The following is a 15,690-nucleotide window of genomic DNA, read 5'->3' as shown; positions in this document are numbered from 1 at the left end:
CGGCTTTGCTCAGAGCGGGTGCGGCGTTAGATTCTGGGCAACCTCGCCCCACTTCCGCCCGCACCATGCGCCCACCGATCCTCCCGCCATTCAGCCTGTTCCCGCGACGCCGCCTGTCCGTGGCATTGGCTGCCACCGCGTTGCTGGGCGGCTGCACACACCTGGACGTGCCGCTGGCGCACAACTACCCGGCCAGCAGCCAGCCCAAGGCACGCTCTGCCCACCACTGGGATGTGTTGGCCACCGATGTGGCGCAGCGCATTGCCAACCGGCTCAGTGAGGTGCCCACGCAACCTGGCGACACAACCACCACCTCGGCTGGCAACACCCTGGTCGGCCAGACCTTGCGCCTGTCACCAGCACCCGCCGCGCCCTTCCAGCGGGCATTCCACGCCTTGCTCACGCACCGGCTGGTGAACCTGGGCGTGACACTGGTACAGGCCGAGCCGCAAGGGCAGATCGACGTGGATGTGCAGGTGATCGACCATGCCAGCCGGGTGGGCAACGGCTCGCCCCTGGCCAGCACCCAGCTGGCCGCCAGCGTCGCGGTGGTTCGCGACTGGGTCGTGTATTCACAGACCGCCACCACCGGCGTGTTGTCGGGCTTGGCCTTGGGCGCCCTCAGCGACGCCTCGCGCCAGGCGCTGCAAGGGTCGGCCGCGGGTGGCCCCACCCGCACCGAGGTGCTGGTGACCACCCGGGTGACGCTGCAAGGCCGGCTGGCCGCCACGACGGCGGACATCTACTACATCGAAGCCGAAGACAGCGCGCTGTACCTGCCGCCACCTGAAGCGCTCGTGCCCCCTGCGCCCGCACCGATCAAAACCTGGACGGTGGTGGCGCCATGACGGGGCCGCGTCGTGCCCTGCTGCGCCGCCTGTTCCTGTCGGCCTGCGTCCCCCTGGCAGGCGCGCTGGCCGCCTGCACCACGCCGGTGAGCGGGGACGCACTCATCCAACTCAACTACCAGGCGGCAGACGCGTTGCTGCAAGGCACCCGCCTGGACCCGCGCCAACCCGTGCTGATGGCCACCCTGGTGGACCTGGACGACCTGGAGCGCAGTTCGCGCTGGGGCCGGCTGGCCTCGGAGCACCTGGCAGCGCGCCTGGCCAACCGGGGCGTGCTGGTCAAGGAACTGAAGCTGCGCCAGCACATCTTCATGGCGCAAGACAGCGGCGCCTTGCTGCTCTCACGCGAAGTCAAAGACCTGTCGCTGGAACACGACGCGCAGGCGGTGGTGGTGGGCACCTACACCGTCGGCGGTGACACCGTGTACGTCAGCCTCAAGCTGATCCGACCCGAAGGCAACACCGTGATGTCGGCCCACGACTACAGCTTTCCCCTGAGTGAGCGCAACCGCGCCTTGATGCGTTGACGCACACCCACGCAATTAAGCAACCTATTTGCACATTGATTGCTGCAGCGCAGCAAATCAAAAAGCAACACAGCAGGCGAACAAGACCGATTTTCTCTAGGGAAATCCATGAGAAAAATGTCAAAAGAACGCCTTGCAGCGTCTGCGTGAACGCCATCTAATAAGCCGCATATTGTCATATTGCGCCCAGAGCTCTCTCTGAGGCGGAACTAGGAGACATGCGGGTGACAAGCAACAGCACGGACGAGCGCCCCCGGGTGCTCGAATGCCGCGATGTGGAGCGGCGCTTTGGCGGCCTGGTGGCCGTCACGGGCGTCAACATGCACATCCACCAGGGCGAGATTTTTGGATTGGTCGGCCCCAACGGCAGCGGCAAGACCACCATGACCAACGCCATCACCGGTTTCTTTCCGCCACAAAAGGGACAGATCCTGCTCAACGGCGAAAACATCACCGGCATGGCGCCCCACAAAGTGGCGCGCCGTGGCGTGGCCCGCACCTTCCAGAACCTGGCGCTCTTCAACGGCATGACGGTGCTGGACAACATCTTGCTGGGCCGCCATGTGCACATGAAGCCGAGTGTGTTCCGCACCGCGCTCTACCCCTGGCTGGCCCGGCCCGAGGAAATCGCCCACCGCGAGGTGGTGGAAGAGGTGATCGACTTCATGCAGCTGGAAAACGTGCGCGACGAGCCAGTGGACGTCATCCCCCTCGGTTTGAAAAAGCGGGTGGAGCTGGCGCGTGCGCTGGTGGCCGAGCCCAGCTTTCTGGTGCTGGACGAACCCATGGCCGGCATGAACCAGGAAGAAAAAGAGTACATGGCGCGCTTCATCCTCGACGCCCGCGAGGAGCGCGGCGTGACGGTGATGCTGATCGAGCACCACATGGACATCATCACCGGCATTTGCGACCGCATGATGGTGCTGAGCTACGGCGAGGTGATCGACACCGGCATTCCCAAGGACGTGATTGCCGATCCGCGCGTGATCAAGGCCTACCTCGGAGGTGCCCATGCCGTCCAGTGAGCGCAGCGCCGGCCGCCAGTCCGATACCTGGGACCTGAACCCACGCACCACGCTGCCGCGCCTGCTGGCGGCCAACGCCCGGGTGATGCCACAAGGGGTGGCCTTTCGCGAAAAAGACCGCGGCATCTGGCAAGAGACCACTTGGCAGACAGCCTTTGAGAAAACCCTGCGCTGCGCCGCTGGCCTGCAGGCTCTGGGCCTGCAGAAAGGCCAGACCGTGCTGGTGCTGGGCGACAACCGGCCGCACCTCTACCTGGGCATGCTGGCGGTGGGCATGTTGGGCGGCTTTGCCACCCCGGTGTACCCCGACGCCACGCCCGACGAAATCCTGCACGTGGTCAACAGCGTGCACGTGCAGTTTGTGCTGGCGGAAGACCAGGAGCAGGTGGACAAAGCACTGGACCTGCGCGAGCGTGGCGCGCCGCTGCAGCACATCGTCTACGACAACCCACGCGGTTTGTCCAAATACACCGCGCCGGGCTTGGTGTCGTGGGAGGCACTGCAAGCGGCAGGTGGCGCGCGCCTGAACGAAGCGCAGGACCTGGGCCAGCGCCTGACCGATCTGGCACAGCCGGACGACCCGGCGGTGCTCATCCATTCCTCGGGCACCACCGGCAAACCCAAGGGCGTGGCGCTGTCGCACTTCAATGTGTTGTCGGGTGTGGCCAACGCCTTCCAGGCCGAATCCTTCGACTTTGGCGAAAACATCCTGGCCTACCTGCCCATGGCCTGGGTAGGTGACTTTGCCATCACCATGGGCGCGGGCGTGGGCCTGCACTTCACCATCAACATCCCCGAGCGGCCCGAGACCGTCCTGCACAACCTGCGCGAAATCGCGCCCACCTACTACCTGGCCGCGCCGCGCAGCTGGGACAACATGCTGACCCAGGTGCAGGTGCGCATGGAAGACTCGACCTGGCTCAAGAAGACGCTCTACGACTTTTTCATGGCCAACGCCATCGCCTGCGAAAAACGCAAGCTTGCGGGCCAGGCCCCCACCCCGTTGCAGCAAGTGCTGCGCTCGCTGGGCGAGTGGTTGGTGACCGGCCCCATCAAGGACCAGCTGGGCATGAGCCGGCTGCGCAACGCCTTCACCGGTGGCGAGGCCATTGGCGAAGACACCTTTGTGTTCTACCGCGCCCTGGGTGTGCGCCTGCGCCAGCTCTACGGCCAGACAGAAAGCAGTGCGTTCAACGCCATGCAGGCACCTGACGAAGTGCGCCTGCACACCGTGGGTCGGCCGCTGCCGGGGGTGGAGGTGAAGATCAGCGACAGCGGCGAGATCCTGATCCGCTCGGGCAGCGTGTTCGCCGGTTACCACCTCAACGAGCAGGCGACAGCCGACACACTGGAAGACGGCTGGCTGCACACGGGTGACGCAGGCTACCTGGAGCCCGACGGCCAGCTGGTGGTGCTGGGGCGGCTGTCCGAGGTGGTCTACACCGCACACAACGAACGCTACATCCCCAACTACATCGAGAACCGCCTCAAGTTCAGCCCCTTCGTGAAAGACGTGGCGGTGCTGGGCAAGGGCCGCGAGACGCTCGCGGCCATCGTCTGCATCGACAAGGAGCCGGTGGGCCACTGGGCCGAGGTGCGTGGCATCTCCTACATCTCCTACGCCGACCTGTCGCAGAAACCCGAGGTGATTGAGCTGCTGGCGCAGGCGGTGCGCCACGTCAACACAACCCTGCCCGAAGGCCTGAAGCTGCGCCATTTTGTGAGCCTGCACAAGGAGTTCGACGCCGACGACGGCGAGATCACCCGCACCCGCAAACTGCGCCGCAACGTGGTGGAGGAACGCTACGCGCCCATCATCGACGCCATCTACAGCGGTCAGAAGGACGTGACCATGCGCGCGCAGATCACCTACGAGACCGGCGAGACCGGCGTCACCGAACGGCTGCTGACCGTCACAGCAGTAGGAGCCTGACCGATGGACCTGATGTACCTCCTCGAACTCGCGGTCAACGGTGGCCTGGCCGGCCTGATGTACGCGCTGGTGGCCATGGGCATCGTGCTCATCTACAAATCGTCCTCGGTGCCCAACCTGGCGCAGGGTGGCCTGACCATGCTGGGCGCCTACATGGTGCTGGCCTTCGCCAACGGGCTGGGCCTGCCCATCTGGGCCGCCATCCCGCTGGCCATGGTCAGCATGTTTGGCATGGGCATGGGCATCGAGCGGGTGGCGCTGCGCCGCCTGGCCGGGCGGCCCATCGTGATGATCCTGATGATGACGCTGGGCATCGACATCTTCATCCGCGCCACCACCATGACGATCTGGGGCGGCAGCGGACGGCCCATGCAGATCGGCATCAGCGACGAACCGCTGTTCCTGGGCCCGCTGCTGCTCAACCGAGCCTATGTGGTGGGTGCCGTGGTCTCGCTGGTGCTGTTCACCGCCTTCATGCTGTTCTTCCGCACCCGGCGCGGCGTGGTGCTGCGCGCCATCGCCGACGACTACACCGCCTCCTGGTCGGTGGGCATTTCGGTGGAGCGCGGCGTGGCGCTGTCGTGGGCACTGTCATCGGTGGTGGCCACCACGGCCGGTGTGTTGTGGGGGTCCGTACAGACCGTCGACCAGACCCTTGCCATGCTGCTGCTCAAGGGCATCACGGTGGCGGTGCTGGGTGGCATGGACAGCTTGGGCGGCGCCATCCTGGCCGGCCTGCTGCTGGGCATTCTGGAGAGCGTGGCCTCGGGTGTGCTCGACCCGCTGCTGGGTGGCGGCACGCGCGAACTGGTGGTGGCCGCCGTGCTCATCCTCACCATCATGATTCGACCCCACGGCCTCTTTGGCCGCCACGACATCGAAAGGATCTGAGCGATGTTGTACCGCCAGGCAGGCATCTTCCACACCCACTACGCCAGCGACCGGGGGCTGTTTCCCATCCCCTTTGAGCGCAAAGCCATCATCGCCATCCTGCTGATCGCGCTGGCCGCGCCCTGGCTGTTCAGCTCCCTGGTGCTCACCAGCTACCTCAAGCCCTGGCTCATCTGGACGGCCGCCGTGTTGGGGCTCAACCTCATCCTGGGCTGGGCCGGTCAGTTCCACTTCGGCTACGCGGCCATCATGGGCATAGGCGCCTACGCCTCGGTGCATGCCACCCGCCATGGCGTGCCGTGGGAAATCGCGGTGGTGCTCGGTGGCCTCACCGCCGCCGTGGTGGGCGTGGTGTTCGCGTTTGCCGCGCTGCGCGTCAAGGGCCTGTACCTGGCGCTGTCCACCCTGGCCATGCAGTTCGTCATGGACTGGGTGATCTCGCACGTGCCGGCCATCAGCGGCGGCGTGTCGGCCACATTGCAGTCGCCCCCCATGAAGCTGCTGGGCCAGGCGGTCACGTCAGAAGCCGGGATTTACTACGTGGTGCTGGCGTGGGTGATTTTTGTCACCGTCTTCATGCTCAACCTGCGTCGCACCGCACTGGGCCGTGCCCTGGTGGCCGTGCGCGAGAAGGACTTCGCGGCCGCCGTCATCGGTGTGCAGAGCTTCTACTTCAAGCTGGTGGCCTTCGCCACCTCGGCCTTCATCGGTGGTGTGAGTGGCGCCCTGCTGATCTTCGGTTTCTACAAGGCGGTCACGCCCGAGCAATTCGCGGTCAACGTGTCCATCGAGCTGCTGGCCATGGTCATCGTCGGTGGCCTGGGCAGCATCATTGGCAGCTTCTTCGGCACGGCTTTCATCCTGCTGCTGCCGGGGCAGATGAACACCTTTGTGGCCTGGCTGGCCAAGCTGTTCGGCCTGGACATCGGCGTCGAGACACTGGCCCACATCCCACACATGGTCTACGGCGCCACCATCATCGCGGTGCTGCTGATCGAGCCCATGGGGCTGGGCAAGATGTACGGCAACCTGCGCAACTACCTGCTGGTCTGGCCCTTTGGCTACGCACGCAAATGAGGCGAGCGACATGAGCACGACTTCCCCCATCCTCTCGCTGAACAACATCGAGGTCATCTACGACCGCGTGGCCCTGGCCATCAAGGGCGTGTCGGTCGAGGTGCCACAAGGTGGCATGGTGGCCCTGCTGGGCGCCAACGGCGCGGGCAAAAGCACCACGCTCAAATCCATCAGCGGCCTGCTTCAACCCGAGCGCGGCGAGGTCACGCGCGGCGACATCCGCTTCATGGGCCAAGACATCGCCGGCCTGGCACCGCAGGCGCGCGTCAAGCGAGGCATCGTGCAGGTGCTGGAAGGCCGGCGCGTGTTCGAACATCTCACGCCAGACGAGAACCTGGTGGCGGCCTCGGCCGTGGTGGGTGGCTCGCGCGCCGACATGAACCGCCACCGAGACATGGTGTACGCCTACTTCCCACGCCTGCACCAGCGGCGCACCGCGCAATCGGGTTTTCTGTCGGGCGGCGAACAGCAGATGCTGGCCATTGGCCGCGCGCTCATGACCCAACCCAAGCTGCTGATGCTGGACGAACCCAGCCTGGGCCTGGCACCGTTTCTGGTCGCCGAGATCTTCGACATCGTCAAGCGCATCAACCAGCAGGAGGGCCTGTCGGTGCTGTTGGTGGAGCAGAACGCAATTGCCGCACTGGAAGTGGTCTCGCACGGCTATCTGCTGGAGAACGGCCGCATCGTCATGCACGACAGCGCCGAGGCCATGAAGCAGAACCCCGACATCCAGGAGTTCTACCTGGGCGGTGCCGAAGGCAAAAATTTCCACGACATCAAACATTACAGCCGCAGAAAACGTTGGCTGAGCTGATTCCGACCACCGTCCCGGGCATGCGCGTACTTGGTGCCATGTGGACAACCTTCCTTTCGTACGCAGGAGACATGCGATGAAACGAGCTTTGTTATCCACCTTGTCTGGTGTCGCCCTGCTGCTGGGCGCATCCACCGCGTCGGCGCAACAAGCGCCCATCAAGTTCGGCCTGTGCTACGACCTGAGCAAGGCCTACACCTTCGTCACACCACAAATCGTGCAGGCGGTGAAGGACTACGCCGACATCCTCAACGCCAAGGGTGGCCTGGAGGGCAGCCCCATCGAGATCGTGGCGCAAGACCACGGCAACGAACCCCAGCGTGGCATCGAGTGCTACGAGAAGCTCAAGCGCGAGGGTGTGATGATCTTCGACACGCTGTCCACGCCGGTGTCGCGGGCCGTGCTGCCGCGTGCCATGACCGACGGCAACATCCTGCTGCAGTCGTTTGTGGGCCGGGGCGACGCCATTGACGGCGACGTGTTCAAGTGGGTCTTCCCCATCGGCCCGACCTACTGGGGCCAGATGGCCAACAACGTTCAGTACATCAAGAACCAGAGCAAGGGCAACCTCAAGGGTGTCAAGGTCGGTTTCATCTACCCCGACTACGCGTTTGGCCAGGAGCCCATCGCCATCCTCAAGACACTGGCCGAGAAGGAAGGTTTTGAGCTCAACCTCTTCCCCAACCCCATGCCCGGCCGCGACCAGGCCGCCGTGTGGACGCAGATCCGCCGCTTCAACCCCGACTGGGTGATCACCTGGAACCTGTCGGCCATGCACGTGGTGGCCGCGCGCGAAATGAAACGCAACGGCATCCCGATGGACAAGCTGATCAGCGTGAACTGGTTCAACGAGGTGGACATCGCCAACATCGGTGCGGCCGACGCCAAGGGCATGAAACGCGGCACCAACGTGGCCGGCGGCCAGGACCACGCGCTGATCAAACAGATCATTGCCGACCTGTACGACAAGGGCAAAGGCAACGGCGACCGCAAGAACCTGCAGGACGTGTACTACAACACCGGTCTGGCCATGTACTCGGTGGCTTTTGAGGGCGTGCGCAACGCCATCAAGGCCGGTGGCCGCCCCTTGACCCCCACCAAGATCAAGGCTGGCCTGGAAAGCCTGCGCAACTTCGACGCCAACGGCCTGCTGGCCCCCGTGACCGTGACCGCACAAGACCACGGCGGCGGCGGCAAGACCCGCATCGAGATGTGGGACGGCGCCAAGTGGGTGCCACAGTCCGACTGGATCTCGGCCTACAACGATGTGGTCATGGAAGTGGTCAAAAAAGAGTCCGCCGAGTTCGCCAAAACGAACAAGTGAACCTCCCTCCCGCGCCGCCCCGCTGGGGGCGGCGCTCTTCACTCCTCCTGCGCCTCGCTGTCGCCGTCGCCTTCGCCCCCCACGTCCAGCGCCTGCATGTTGTCCAACATCTTGAGCAGGTAGTGGACGGTGTGGACGATGTCGTTGGTTGAAAAATCCTTGAGCGCCTGATCGTAGTAGTCGTAGATCTTGGGCAGCGCAAAGTGTTGCCACACATCGCGTCCGCTGTCGGTCATCTGGATCAGGCGCGAGCGGCGGTCGCTGGGGTCGGCGGCGCTGGTCAGGTGACCGGCTTTTTCCAGGCGACCAATCACGCCGGCCAGGTTCTGCCGGCTGACCATCAGGTAGCGGGCCAGGTCTCCCAGCTTCATGCCGGCGTCCACCTGCGGCCGCGACAAGGCGCCCAGCACCGCCCACTGTTGTGTCGTCAGGCCCTCCTCTTCAATGGCCCTCGAACCTGTTTTATGCAGCATATTTGCACATTGATAGAGTCTGAAAAAGAGTCTATTCGCCAACTCCATCCGCATATCCTGGGCTTTATCCATAGGGTTTACCTCTATTAAAACCGAACTGAACGGCCTTGATTCGCACAAATGCCATCGACCATAATAAGACCATATATTGTCATATTTACACAAGCAAACGCCAACGCACAACTGGCTTTGTAACCCAGACCTGAAGGAGCACACGATGGGCAGACTCGACAACAAGGTGGCCGCCGTCACAGGCGGCGGCGGTGGCATCGGTGGCGCCACCTGCCGGCGCTTCGCGCAAGAGGGTGCGCGCGTGGCCGTGCTCGACCGCGACCTCGCCGCCGCCCAGCGCACCGCCGATCAGATCTTGGCCGAAGGCGGCACCGCCCTCGCATTGGCCTGCGACATCACCGACCGCGCCGCCGTGGACACCGCCGTGCAGCACATCGCCACCGAATGGGGCGGCATCGACATCCTGGTCAACAACGCCGGCTGGGACGTGTTCAAGCCGTTCACCAAAACCGTGCCCGACGAATGGGCCCAACTGATTGCGATCAACCTCACGGGCGCGCTGCACATGCACCACGCGGTGCTGCCGTTGATGGTGGCCACCGGCAAGGGGGGGCGCATCGTCAACATCGCCTCCGACGCAGCGCGTGTGGGCTCCTCGGGCGAAGCGGTGTATGCCGCCTGCAAGGGTGGGCTGGTGTCTTTCTCCAAGACCATCGCGCGCGAACATGCGCGCCACGGCATCACCGTCAACGTGGTCTGCCCCGGCCCCACCGACACCGCGCTGTTTGCCGACTACAAGCTGGGCGCCGGCAACCCCGAGAAGCTGGAAGAGGCCTTCCGCCGCTCCATCCCGCTGGGCCGCATTGGCCAGCCGCAAGATCTGCCCGGCGCCATCCTCTTCTTTGCCAGCGACGACGCCGCCTACGTCACCGGCCAGGTGATCAGCGTGTCGGGTGGCTTGACCATGAACGGCTGAAACAAGGATCACCCCCGTCGCTTGCCCGCTTCGCGTGGCCGCATCCCCCCTCCAGGGGGCAACACCAGCAGTCCGGCAAAGCCGGCCCTGCGGTGTTTGCTGAGAAAGACATTTCAGGCAACCAAACTCACGACTGAACCAGGAGATACCCATGGACTTCCAGGACATCACCTACGAGAACCGCAACGGCGTGGCGTGGATCACCATCAACCGCCCCGAGAAGATGAACGCGTTTCGGGGCACCACCTGCGACGAACTCATCAAGGCCTTCAACAAGGCGGGCTACGACAAACACATTGGCTGCATCGTGCTGGCCGGCGCGGGCGAGCGCGCCTTCTGCACCGGCGGTGACCAGTCGGCACACGACGGCAACTACGACGGCCGCGGCACCATCGGTCTGCCCATGGAAGAACTGCACGACGCCATCCGCAACGTACCCAAACCCGTCATCGCGCGCGTGCAGGGGTACGCCATTGGCGGCGGCAACGTGCTGGCCACCATTTGCGACCTGACCATTTGCTCCGACAAGGCCATCTTCGGTCAGGTCGGCCCCAAGATGGGCTCGGTCGATCCCGGCTACGGCACCGCCTTCCTGGCGCGTGTGGTGGGCGAAAAAAAGGCGCGCGAGATCTGGTACCTGAACAAACGCTACTCGGGCGAAGAAGCCGTGGCCATGGGCCTGGCCAACAAATGTGTGCCCCACGACGAACTCGACACCGAGGTGCAGGCCTGGGCCGAAGAAATCTGCGAACGCAGCCCCACGGCACTGGCGATTGCCAAACGCAGCTTCAACATGGACACCGCCCACCAGGCCGGCATCGCCGGCATGGGCATGTACGCACTCAAGCTCTACTACGACACCGACGAATCGCGCGAAGGCGTGAAGGCCTTGCAGGAAAAGCGCAAACCCGAGTTCCGCAAGTTCGTGAAGTGAGTGTCGCCGCCATGCGCAACCCCTACATCAACGACGACCTGCAGGCCCTGTCAGACCACACGCGGCGTTTTGCCGACAAGCGCGTGGCGCCTGGTTTTCTGGAACGCGACCAGACCCGCGTGTTGGACCGGCAACTGATGCGCGAAATGGGTGCGATGGGCCTCATCGCACCCGAACTGGCCGAGGCCCACGGCGGCCAGGGATTGGGTTGCCTGGCCGCCGGTGTCATCCACGAAGAAATTGCGCGCGCCGATCTCTCGATCAGCTACATCAACCTGCTGGCCTCGCTCAATGGCCAAATTCTCAGCGACCACGGCCAACCCGAGGTGGCCAGCCCCTGGCTGAAAAAGCTCACCGCCGGTGAAGCCCTGCTGGCCATTGCCCTGACCGAACCACGCGGCGGCTCCGACGCCGCTAACCTGCGGCTGCGCGTGGAACGCGTGAGCAACGACTACGTCATCAACGGCGAAAAGACCTCCATCTCCGCCGCCGACCAGGCCGATGCGGTTGTGGTGTTCGGCCGAACGGGCAGCATCGATTCGGGCGCCCACGGCGTGACCGCGCTGCTGGTGCCCACCGACGTGCCAGGCCTCACCCGCAGCCGTTTCGACTGCCACGGCCAGCGCGCCATTGGACGCGGCTCGCTGTTCTTCGAGAACGTGCGCGTGCCAATGAACCACCGCCTGGGCGACGAGAACAAGGGCTTTGTGCAGGTGATGCAGGGCTTTGACTTCAGTCGCGCGCTGATTGGCCTGCAGGTGCTGGCGGTGGCCCGCGTGGCGCTGGAGGAAACCTGGGCCTACGTGGCCCAGCGCGAAGCCTTTGGCAAACCGCTGTCGGCCTTCCAGGGCGTGTCGCACCCGCTGGCCGACTTCGACACCCAGGTGGTGGCCGCGCGCCTGCTGTGCCTGCAAGCCTTGTGGCTCAAAGACCAGGGCCTGCCCCACACCTCCGAAGCGGCCATGTGCAAATGGTGGGGCCCCAAACTGGCCTACGACGTGGTGCACCAGTGCCTGCTGATGTTCGGCCACGGCGGCTACGACCACGGCGTGATGGAGCAGCGCCTGCGCGACGTGCTGGGTTTCCAGATCGGCGACGGCACGGCGCAGATCATGAAAACCATCGTGGCGCGTGACCGGGCGGGCCGCCAAGCCGTGCCCAACTGAGGCCTCGCGGCGGTCAGCCCAGCACCCGCTGCACCGTCCACACGCTGCCCACCAGTACGATGACCAGCGACCCCCCGACCACCACCACCCAGCGGTAGAAAGCGGTGTGGCGCAGCCACCAGGCGAGCGGGAAAAACACGCCCACGATGGCCAACTGGCCCAGCTCGACGCCGATGTTGAAACCGCCCAGCGCGACGGCGAGTTGGCTGGCCGGCAGGCCCAGGTCGAGCAGCACGTTGGCAAAACCAAAACCGTGGATGAGGCCGAACACAAAGGCCAGCCGCCAGCGCCGCACCGACCACCAGCCCAGCAGGTTGTTGAGCGCGGCCAGCACCACCGACACCGCGATCACCGGCTCGATGAAGCTGGCCGGCGGCTCCACCCACTCCAGCACCGACAGGCTCAGCGTGATGGAATGCGCCACCGTGAAGGCGGTGACCACCGCCAGCACCTCCATGAAGGCCGGCCGCAGCCGCGGTTCGGCCGCCCAGCGCGTGACCCATTGGCGCGCCGGCACCAGCGGCGCCAGCACCAGCAGGCTCAGCAGAAACAGGATGTGGTCGATGCCGATCCAGATGTGCCACACCCCTTCGACGACGTAACTGCCCAGCACCTCGGCGGTGGATGGGTTGGCGGTGGGCAAGGCCACCGTGGGCCGCTCGGGGCTGAGCATGGCGCTGCTCTGCACTCGCGGCAGGTCGATGCGCAACAGGGCGCGGTGCAGGTTGTCGCGCTCGAACAGCAACTGGTAGGACAGGCCAAGCCCGCGCGGGCCAACGCCTGAAGGGCATGCCAGGCGCCATTCGGTGCTGAGGTAGATGCCGTCCGCGCGTTCACTGGCCTGGGTGTCGATGACGCCCAGCCCACAGACCGTGGCCTCCGTGCCCACGCGCAGGCCCTGGGCCAGCCAGGGCAACACCTCCGCCTGGCGCGCCACCACCTCGGACCAGACCACCTGCCCATCGCGGTCGGCGTCGAGATCGAAGACCAGGTCGATGTCACGCAGGTGCACGTCGGCACGCAGCACGGTGGCGCCCTCGCGCTCGCTCAGCAGCAGGTAGCTGTTGCTGCTGGAATGCGCCCACGCTGCGCCAGCGCACAGCACCAGCAGAAGGCACCACAGTCCGCGCCACAGCGCCGGCATCAGCGTTTGCATGATCGGGCGGCCTTCAGGAACGGCCCAGCGCGGCCTTGAGCTGTTGGGCCAGCGCCGCCAGCGCCGGTTCGGTGTAGCCGGTGTGGGCCATCCAGTCGAGCACCGGCTGGGCCGCCTTGGGCTGACGGTGCTTGAGTGCGGCCTCGGCCAGCAGCACCGCGTCGGGCGGCTCGTTCTGGGTGCGCCAGTTGTCGACCGCCAGCGCCAGGCCGGCACCCACGTCGTGTCCGTAGCGGATCAGGTAAATCATGCGCGGCCGCTCGATCAGCGCCTCACCCCGCTCCGCTTGGCTGGCCAGACGCTGGTCCACCAAGGCGGCCAGACGGACGGTGTCCCCATCGCCCAATCCCTGGCTGGCCAGCAGCTGCTGCACCAGCAGGGCATCGCTCGGGCTGGCGTTGGGCTGGGGGCCGGCGGCCAGGCGTTTGGCGTCGGCAAACCGGCGCTGCTCGTTCAACAACGCCACCAGCGCCAGCCGCACCGAGTGGGCGCGCGGCTGCTGGGCCAGGTGCTGCTCCCACACGGCGATGGCGCGCGCCGGCTGGCCCGCCGCCCGCCAGGCTTCGCCCAGGTGGAAACGCAACCAGTCCTGCGAACCGCTGTCCTGAAACTCGGGTCGCCGGAGGGCCTGCTCCAGCTGGGCAGCGCCATCGGCGGCGCGGCCGGTGCGGTACATCAGCACCGCAGCGCAGGCCTGGCCTTCGCCAGCCCCAAAACGCGCCGCCATGGTGTCGCAGTCCCGCCGGGCGGCAGCCATGTCGGAGACCAGCAGGTGGATCACGAAACGCCACGACCAGAACGCCGAGCGCTGTCCGTCGAGGGCGATGGCGGCGTCGAAATCGGCCAGACCGCCGGCGAAGTCGTGGTAGCCCTGGCGCACCAGGCCACGCACGAAGTGCCCGTCGGCCGACAGCGCGGGGGCGTTCCACCAGGGCAACATGGCGGCCTTGGCGGCGCCAAACCAGCGCAGGTCACCCTCGTTGAGCCCCACCTGGAACGCGGTGCGCGCGTAACGAATCGCAAGTTGTATGTCCTGGGGATCACGGCGCCAATCGCGTTCGGCCTCCCGCAGGCTGCCGTTGGCCGCGCCCAACGCGTGCGCCGACGCCGGCAGCACCACCTGGCTGGGGGCAGGCATGAAGCGGGTTTGCGCCCCGGCCGGCCCACCGACCAAGGCCGCCAATGCGCCGACCAGCAGGCCACCGCGCAATAGTTGAGTGAGAAATAGGAGATCGGCCGGGGGCTTCTGGGCTTTCATGGGTCGCGGTATCCTGCGCGGGCGCTGATCGGGTTCGGCGCATTCTGCGTCGTTTCACGCACATTTGCTCAACTGAGGTGAATCATGAAATTTGTGCTCGCTGCCATCGCTTCTGCATTCATGTTTGCATCCATGCCCTCAATGGCGGGCAGCCACGGCGGTGGCAAGATGGAAGACTGCTCCAAGAAGGAAAACGCCGACAAGCCCGAATGCAAGAAGAAGTGATCGGGTACCGCTGCAACCAGCTCACAGAGGCTCCTTCGGGAGCCTTTTTCGTGGGCGCGTCCAACCCATGTGACCCAGGTCAGCGCCCGGCGCGCATCAGGGTGCTCTTGCCAAACAGCGACTCCACCAGATCGACCGCCAGCTCGGCGGTCTTGTTGCGCACGTCCAGCGCGGGGTTGAGCTCCACGATGTCGAGCGAACCCAGTCGCCCGCTGTCGGCAATCATTTCCATGCACAACTGCGCCTCGCGGTAGGTGGGGCCGCCGGGCACGGTGGTGCCCACACCGGGGGCGATCTCGGGGTCAAGAAAATCGACATCGAAGCTCACGTGCAGGTGGGTGTTGGCCGGCATGCCTTCGAGTGCACGCGCCATGGTGCGGCGCATGCCTTCCTCGTCGATGAACCGCATGTCGAACACCTCCAGCCCGTGTTCGTGCACCAGGCGCTTCTCGCCTTCGTCCACGCTGCGGATGCCAATCTGGCGAACCTGATCGGGGCGCAGGGCCGGCGTGTGCCCACCGATGCCCACCAGCTCGGCCGGCCCCAACCCACACAGGCAAGCCACCGGCATGCCATGCACGTTGCCGCTGGGGGTGAGGGCGCTGGTGTTGAAGTCGGCGTGGGCATCCAGCCACAACACGCGCAACGGGCGGCCCTGTTCGCGGCAATGGCGGGCCACGGCGGCGATGCTGCCCACGCCCAGACAATGGTCGCCTCCCAGCAGGATGGGCAGGTGCCCACGCCCGAGCGCGGCGTAGACGGCATCACACACCGCCGCGTTCCAGGCCACCACCTCGGGCAGGTGGCGGTAGCCGTTCAAGGGGGGCAACCAGGGGTTGCCGGGGCCACTGAGGTTGCCCACATCCAGCACCCTCAGGCCATGCGATTCAAGCGCCGGCTGCAGGCCCGCCACCCGCAGCGCCTCAGGCCCCATGGACGCGCCACGCGCACCGGCCCCGATGTCGGTGGGGGCACCAATGAGTTCGGCGGTGATGGGTGTGGGGGCGTGTGGCGTGTCCATGGCAAAAGCATAGCCGCCTTTGCCTGC

The 15,690-nt window shown here is 65.6% G+C and carries 16 protein-coding genes; 12 read left to right on the top strand and 4 right to left on the bottom strand.

Going from position 1 to position 15,690, the window contains the following annotated elements:
* Positions 1–65 precede the first annotated feature (65 nt).
* The 8 genes from ACFQU0_RS00865 to ACFQU0_RS00830 all read left to right on the top strand — a co-directional run bounded on the left by ACFQU0_RS00865 (position 66) and on the right by ACFQU0_RS00830 (position 8,442).
* Positions 66–848 (top strand): hypothetical protein, encoded by a 783-nt coding sequence (locus ACFQU0_RS00865; RefSeq protein WP_382197952.1) that lies wholly within the window; start codon positions 66–68, stop codon positions 846–848.
* On the top strand, positions 845–1,375 hold the full coding sequence (locus ACFQU0_RS00860; protein ID WP_382197950.1) for a FlgO family outer membrane protein: 531 nt from the start codon (positions 845–847) through the stop codon (positions 1,373–1,375). Before ACFQU0_RS00865 ends, ACFQU0_RS00860 begins: the two co-directional genes overlap by 4 nt.
* 224 nt (positions 1,376–1,599) lie before the next feature.
* Complete coding sequence (locus tag ACFQU0_RS00855) at positions 1,600–2,400, top strand: ABC transporter ATP-binding protein (RefSeq protein ID WP_382197948.1); 801 nt, start codon at positions 1,600–1,602, stop codon at positions 2,398–2,400.
* Positions 2,387–4,333, top strand: a complete 1,947-nt coding sequence (locus ACFQU0_RS00850) for an AMP-dependent synthetase/ligase (protein WP_382197946.1) — start codon at positions 2,387–2,389, stop codon at positions 4,331–4,333. Before ACFQU0_RS00855 ends, ACFQU0_RS00850 begins: the two co-directional genes overlap by 14 nt.
* A 3-nt stretch (positions 4,334–4,336) precedes the next feature.
* Positions 4,337–5,224, top strand: coding sequence for a branched-chain amino acid ABC transporter permease (locus ACFQU0_RS00845; protein WP_382197945.1), 888 nt, complete (start codon positions 4,337–4,339; stop codon positions 5,222–5,224).
* Between the two features lie 3 nt (positions 5,225–5,227).
* Entirely contained in the window at positions 5,228–6,301 is a 1,074-nt protein-coding gene (locus tag ACFQU0_RS00840) for a branched-chain amino acid ABC transporter permease (RefSeq protein ID WP_382197943.1), read from the top strand.
* 10 nt (positions 6,302–6,311) lie between these two features.
* Positions 6,312–7,118: an ABC transporter ATP-binding protein gene (locus tag ACFQU0_RS00835; protein ID WP_382197941.1), complete on the top strand. Its 807-nt coding sequence runs from the start codon at positions 6,312–6,314 to the stop codon at positions 7,116–7,118.
* A 76-nt stretch (positions 7,119–7,194) separates the two neighbouring features.
* The gene (locus ACFQU0_RS00830; protein WP_382197939.1) at positions 7,195–8,442 is read left to right on the top strand and encodes an ABC transporter substrate-binding protein; all 1,248 of its coding nucleotides are present in this window, start codon (positions 7,195–7,197) and stop codon (positions 8,440–8,442) included.
* Between the two features lie 38 nt (positions 8,443–8,480).
* Here the strand turns inward: ACFQU0_RS00830 and ACFQU0_RS00825 are convergent, their stop codons facing one another.
* Entirely contained in the window at positions 8,481–8,963 is a 483-nt protein-coding gene (locus tag ACFQU0_RS00825; protein WP_382198264.1) for a MarR family winged helix-turn-helix transcriptional regulator, read from the bottom strand.
* Positions 8,964–9,132: 169 nt separating this feature from the next.
* Here ACFQU0_RS00825 and badH point away from each other — a divergent pair, with 169 nt between their 5' ends.
* The 3 genes from badH (at position 9,133) to aliB (ending at position 12,003) form a co-directional block, all read left to right on the top strand.
* Complete coding sequence (gene badH / locus ACFQU0_RS00820) at positions 9,133–9,903, top strand: 2-hydroxycyclohexanecarboxyl-CoA dehydrogenase (RefSeq protein WP_382197937.1); 771 nt, start codon at positions 9,133–9,135, stop codon at positions 9,901–9,903.
* A gap of 151 nt (positions 9,904–10,054) precedes the next feature.
* Positions 10,055–10,837, top strand: coding sequence for a 2-ketocyclohexanecarboxyl-CoA hydrolase (gene badI, locus ACFQU0_RS00815; RefSeq protein WP_382197935.1), 783 nt, complete (start codon positions 10,055–10,057; stop codon positions 10,835–10,837).
* A gap of 11 nt (positions 10,838–10,848) precedes the next feature.
* Complete coding sequence (gene aliB / locus ACFQU0_RS00810; protein ID WP_382197933.1) at positions 10,849–12,003, top strand: cyclohexanecarboxyl-CoA dehydrogenase; 1,155 nt, start codon at positions 10,849–10,851, stop codon at positions 12,001–12,003.
* 13 nt (positions 12,004–12,016) lie between these two features.
* On the opposite strand, the gene ACFQU0_RS00805 is transcribed toward aliB, so the two are convergent.
* Positions 12,017–13,159 carry a HupE/UreJ family protein gene (locus tag ACFQU0_RS00805; protein ID WP_382197931.1) on the bottom strand — a complete coding sequence of 381 codons (1,143 nt, stop codon included), beginning with the start codon at positions 13,157–13,159 and terminating at the stop codon, positions 12,017–12,019.
* Between the two features lie 13 nt (positions 13,160–13,172).
* Positions 13,173–14,417: a tetratricopeptide repeat protein gene (locus ACFQU0_RS00800; protein ID WP_382197929.1), complete on the bottom strand. Its 1,245-nt coding sequence runs from the start codon at positions 14,415–14,417 to the stop codon at positions 13,173–13,175.
* Between the two features lie 84 nt (positions 14,418–14,501).
* On the opposite strand from ACFQU0_RS00800, the gene ACFQU0_RS00795 reads away from it, so the two are divergent.
* Positions 14,502–14,642: a hypothetical protein gene (locus ACFQU0_RS00795; protein ID WP_382197928.1), complete on the top strand. Its 141-nt coding sequence runs from the start codon at positions 14,502–14,504 to the stop codon at positions 14,640–14,642.
* Positions 14,643–14,721: 79 nt separating this feature from the next.
* Here the strand turns inward: ACFQU0_RS00795 and rocF are convergent, their stop codons facing one another.
* Positions 14,722–15,663, bottom strand: coding sequence for an arginase (rocF, locus tag ACFQU0_RS00790; protein ID WP_382197926.1), 942 nt, complete (start codon positions 15,661–15,663; stop codon positions 14,722–14,724).
* Positions 15,664–15,690 lie beyond the last annotated feature (27 nt).

It is taken from the genome of Hydrogenophaga defluvii (genome assembly GCF_042665235.1).
Taxonomy (GTDB): domain Bacteria; phylum Pseudomonadota; class Gammaproteobacteria; order Burkholderiales; family Burkholderiaceae_C; genus Hydrogenophaga; species Hydrogenophaga defluvii_A.
This window is presented reverse-complemented; position numbering and strand designations above follow the sequence as displayed.

Coding starts and splice junctions, on each gene's coding strand:
- ACFQU0_RS00865 (WP_382197952.1), top strand. CDS start 66: ATGCGCCCACCGATCCTCCCGCCATTCAGCCTGTTCCCGCGACGCCGC.
- ACFQU0_RS00860 (WP_382197950.1), top strand. CDS start 845: ATGACGGGGCCGCGTCGTGCCCTGCTGCGCCGCCTGTTCCTGTCGGCC.
- ACFQU0_RS00850 (WP_382197946.1), top strand. CDS start 2,387: ATGCCGTCCAGTGAGCGCAGCGCCGGCCGCCAGTCCGATACCTGGGAC.
- ACFQU0_RS00845 (WP_382197945.1), top strand. CDS start 4,337: ATGGACCTGATGTACCTCCTCGAACTCGCGGTCAACGGTGGCCTGGCC.
- ACFQU0_RS00840 (WP_382197943.1), top strand. CDS start 5,228: ATGTTGTACCGCCAGGCAGGCATCTTCCACACCCACTACGCCAGCGAC.
- ACFQU0_RS00835 (WP_382197941.1), top strand. CDS start 6,312: ATGAGCACGACTTCCCCCATCCTCTCGCTGAACAACATCGAGGTCATC.
- ACFQU0_RS00830 (WP_382197939.1), top strand. CDS start 7,195: ATGAAACGAGCTTTGTTATCCACCTTGTCTGGTGTCGCCCTGCTGCTG.
- ACFQU0_RS00825 (WP_382198264.1), bottom strand. CDS start 8,963: ATGGAGTTGGCGAATAGACTCTTTTTCAGACTCTATCAATGTGCAAAT.
- badH (WP_382197937.1), top strand. CDS start 9,133: ATGGGCAGACTCGACAACAAGGTGGCCGCCGTCACAGGCGGCGGCGGT.
- badI (WP_382197935.1), top strand. CDS start 10,055: ATGGACTTCCAGGACATCACCTACGAGAACCGCAACGGCGTGGCGTGG.
- aliB (WP_382197933.1), top strand. CDS start 10,849: ATGCGCAACCCCTACATCAACGACGACCTGCAGGCCCTGTCAGACCAC.
- ACFQU0_RS00805 (WP_382197931.1), bottom strand. CDS start 13,159: ATGCAAACGCTGATGCCGGCGCTGTGGCGCGGACTGTGGTGCCTTCTG.
- ACFQU0_RS00800 (WP_382197929.1), bottom strand. CDS start 14,417: ATGAAAGCCCAGAAGCCCCCGGCCGATCTCCTATTTCTCACTCAACTA.
- ACFQU0_RS00795 (WP_382197928.1), top strand. CDS start 14,502: ATGAAATTTGTGCTCGCTGCCATCGCTTCTGCATTCATGTTTGCATCC.
- rocF (WP_382197926.1), bottom strand. CDS start 15,663: ATGGACACGCCACACGCCCCCACACCCATCACCGCCGAACTCATTGGT.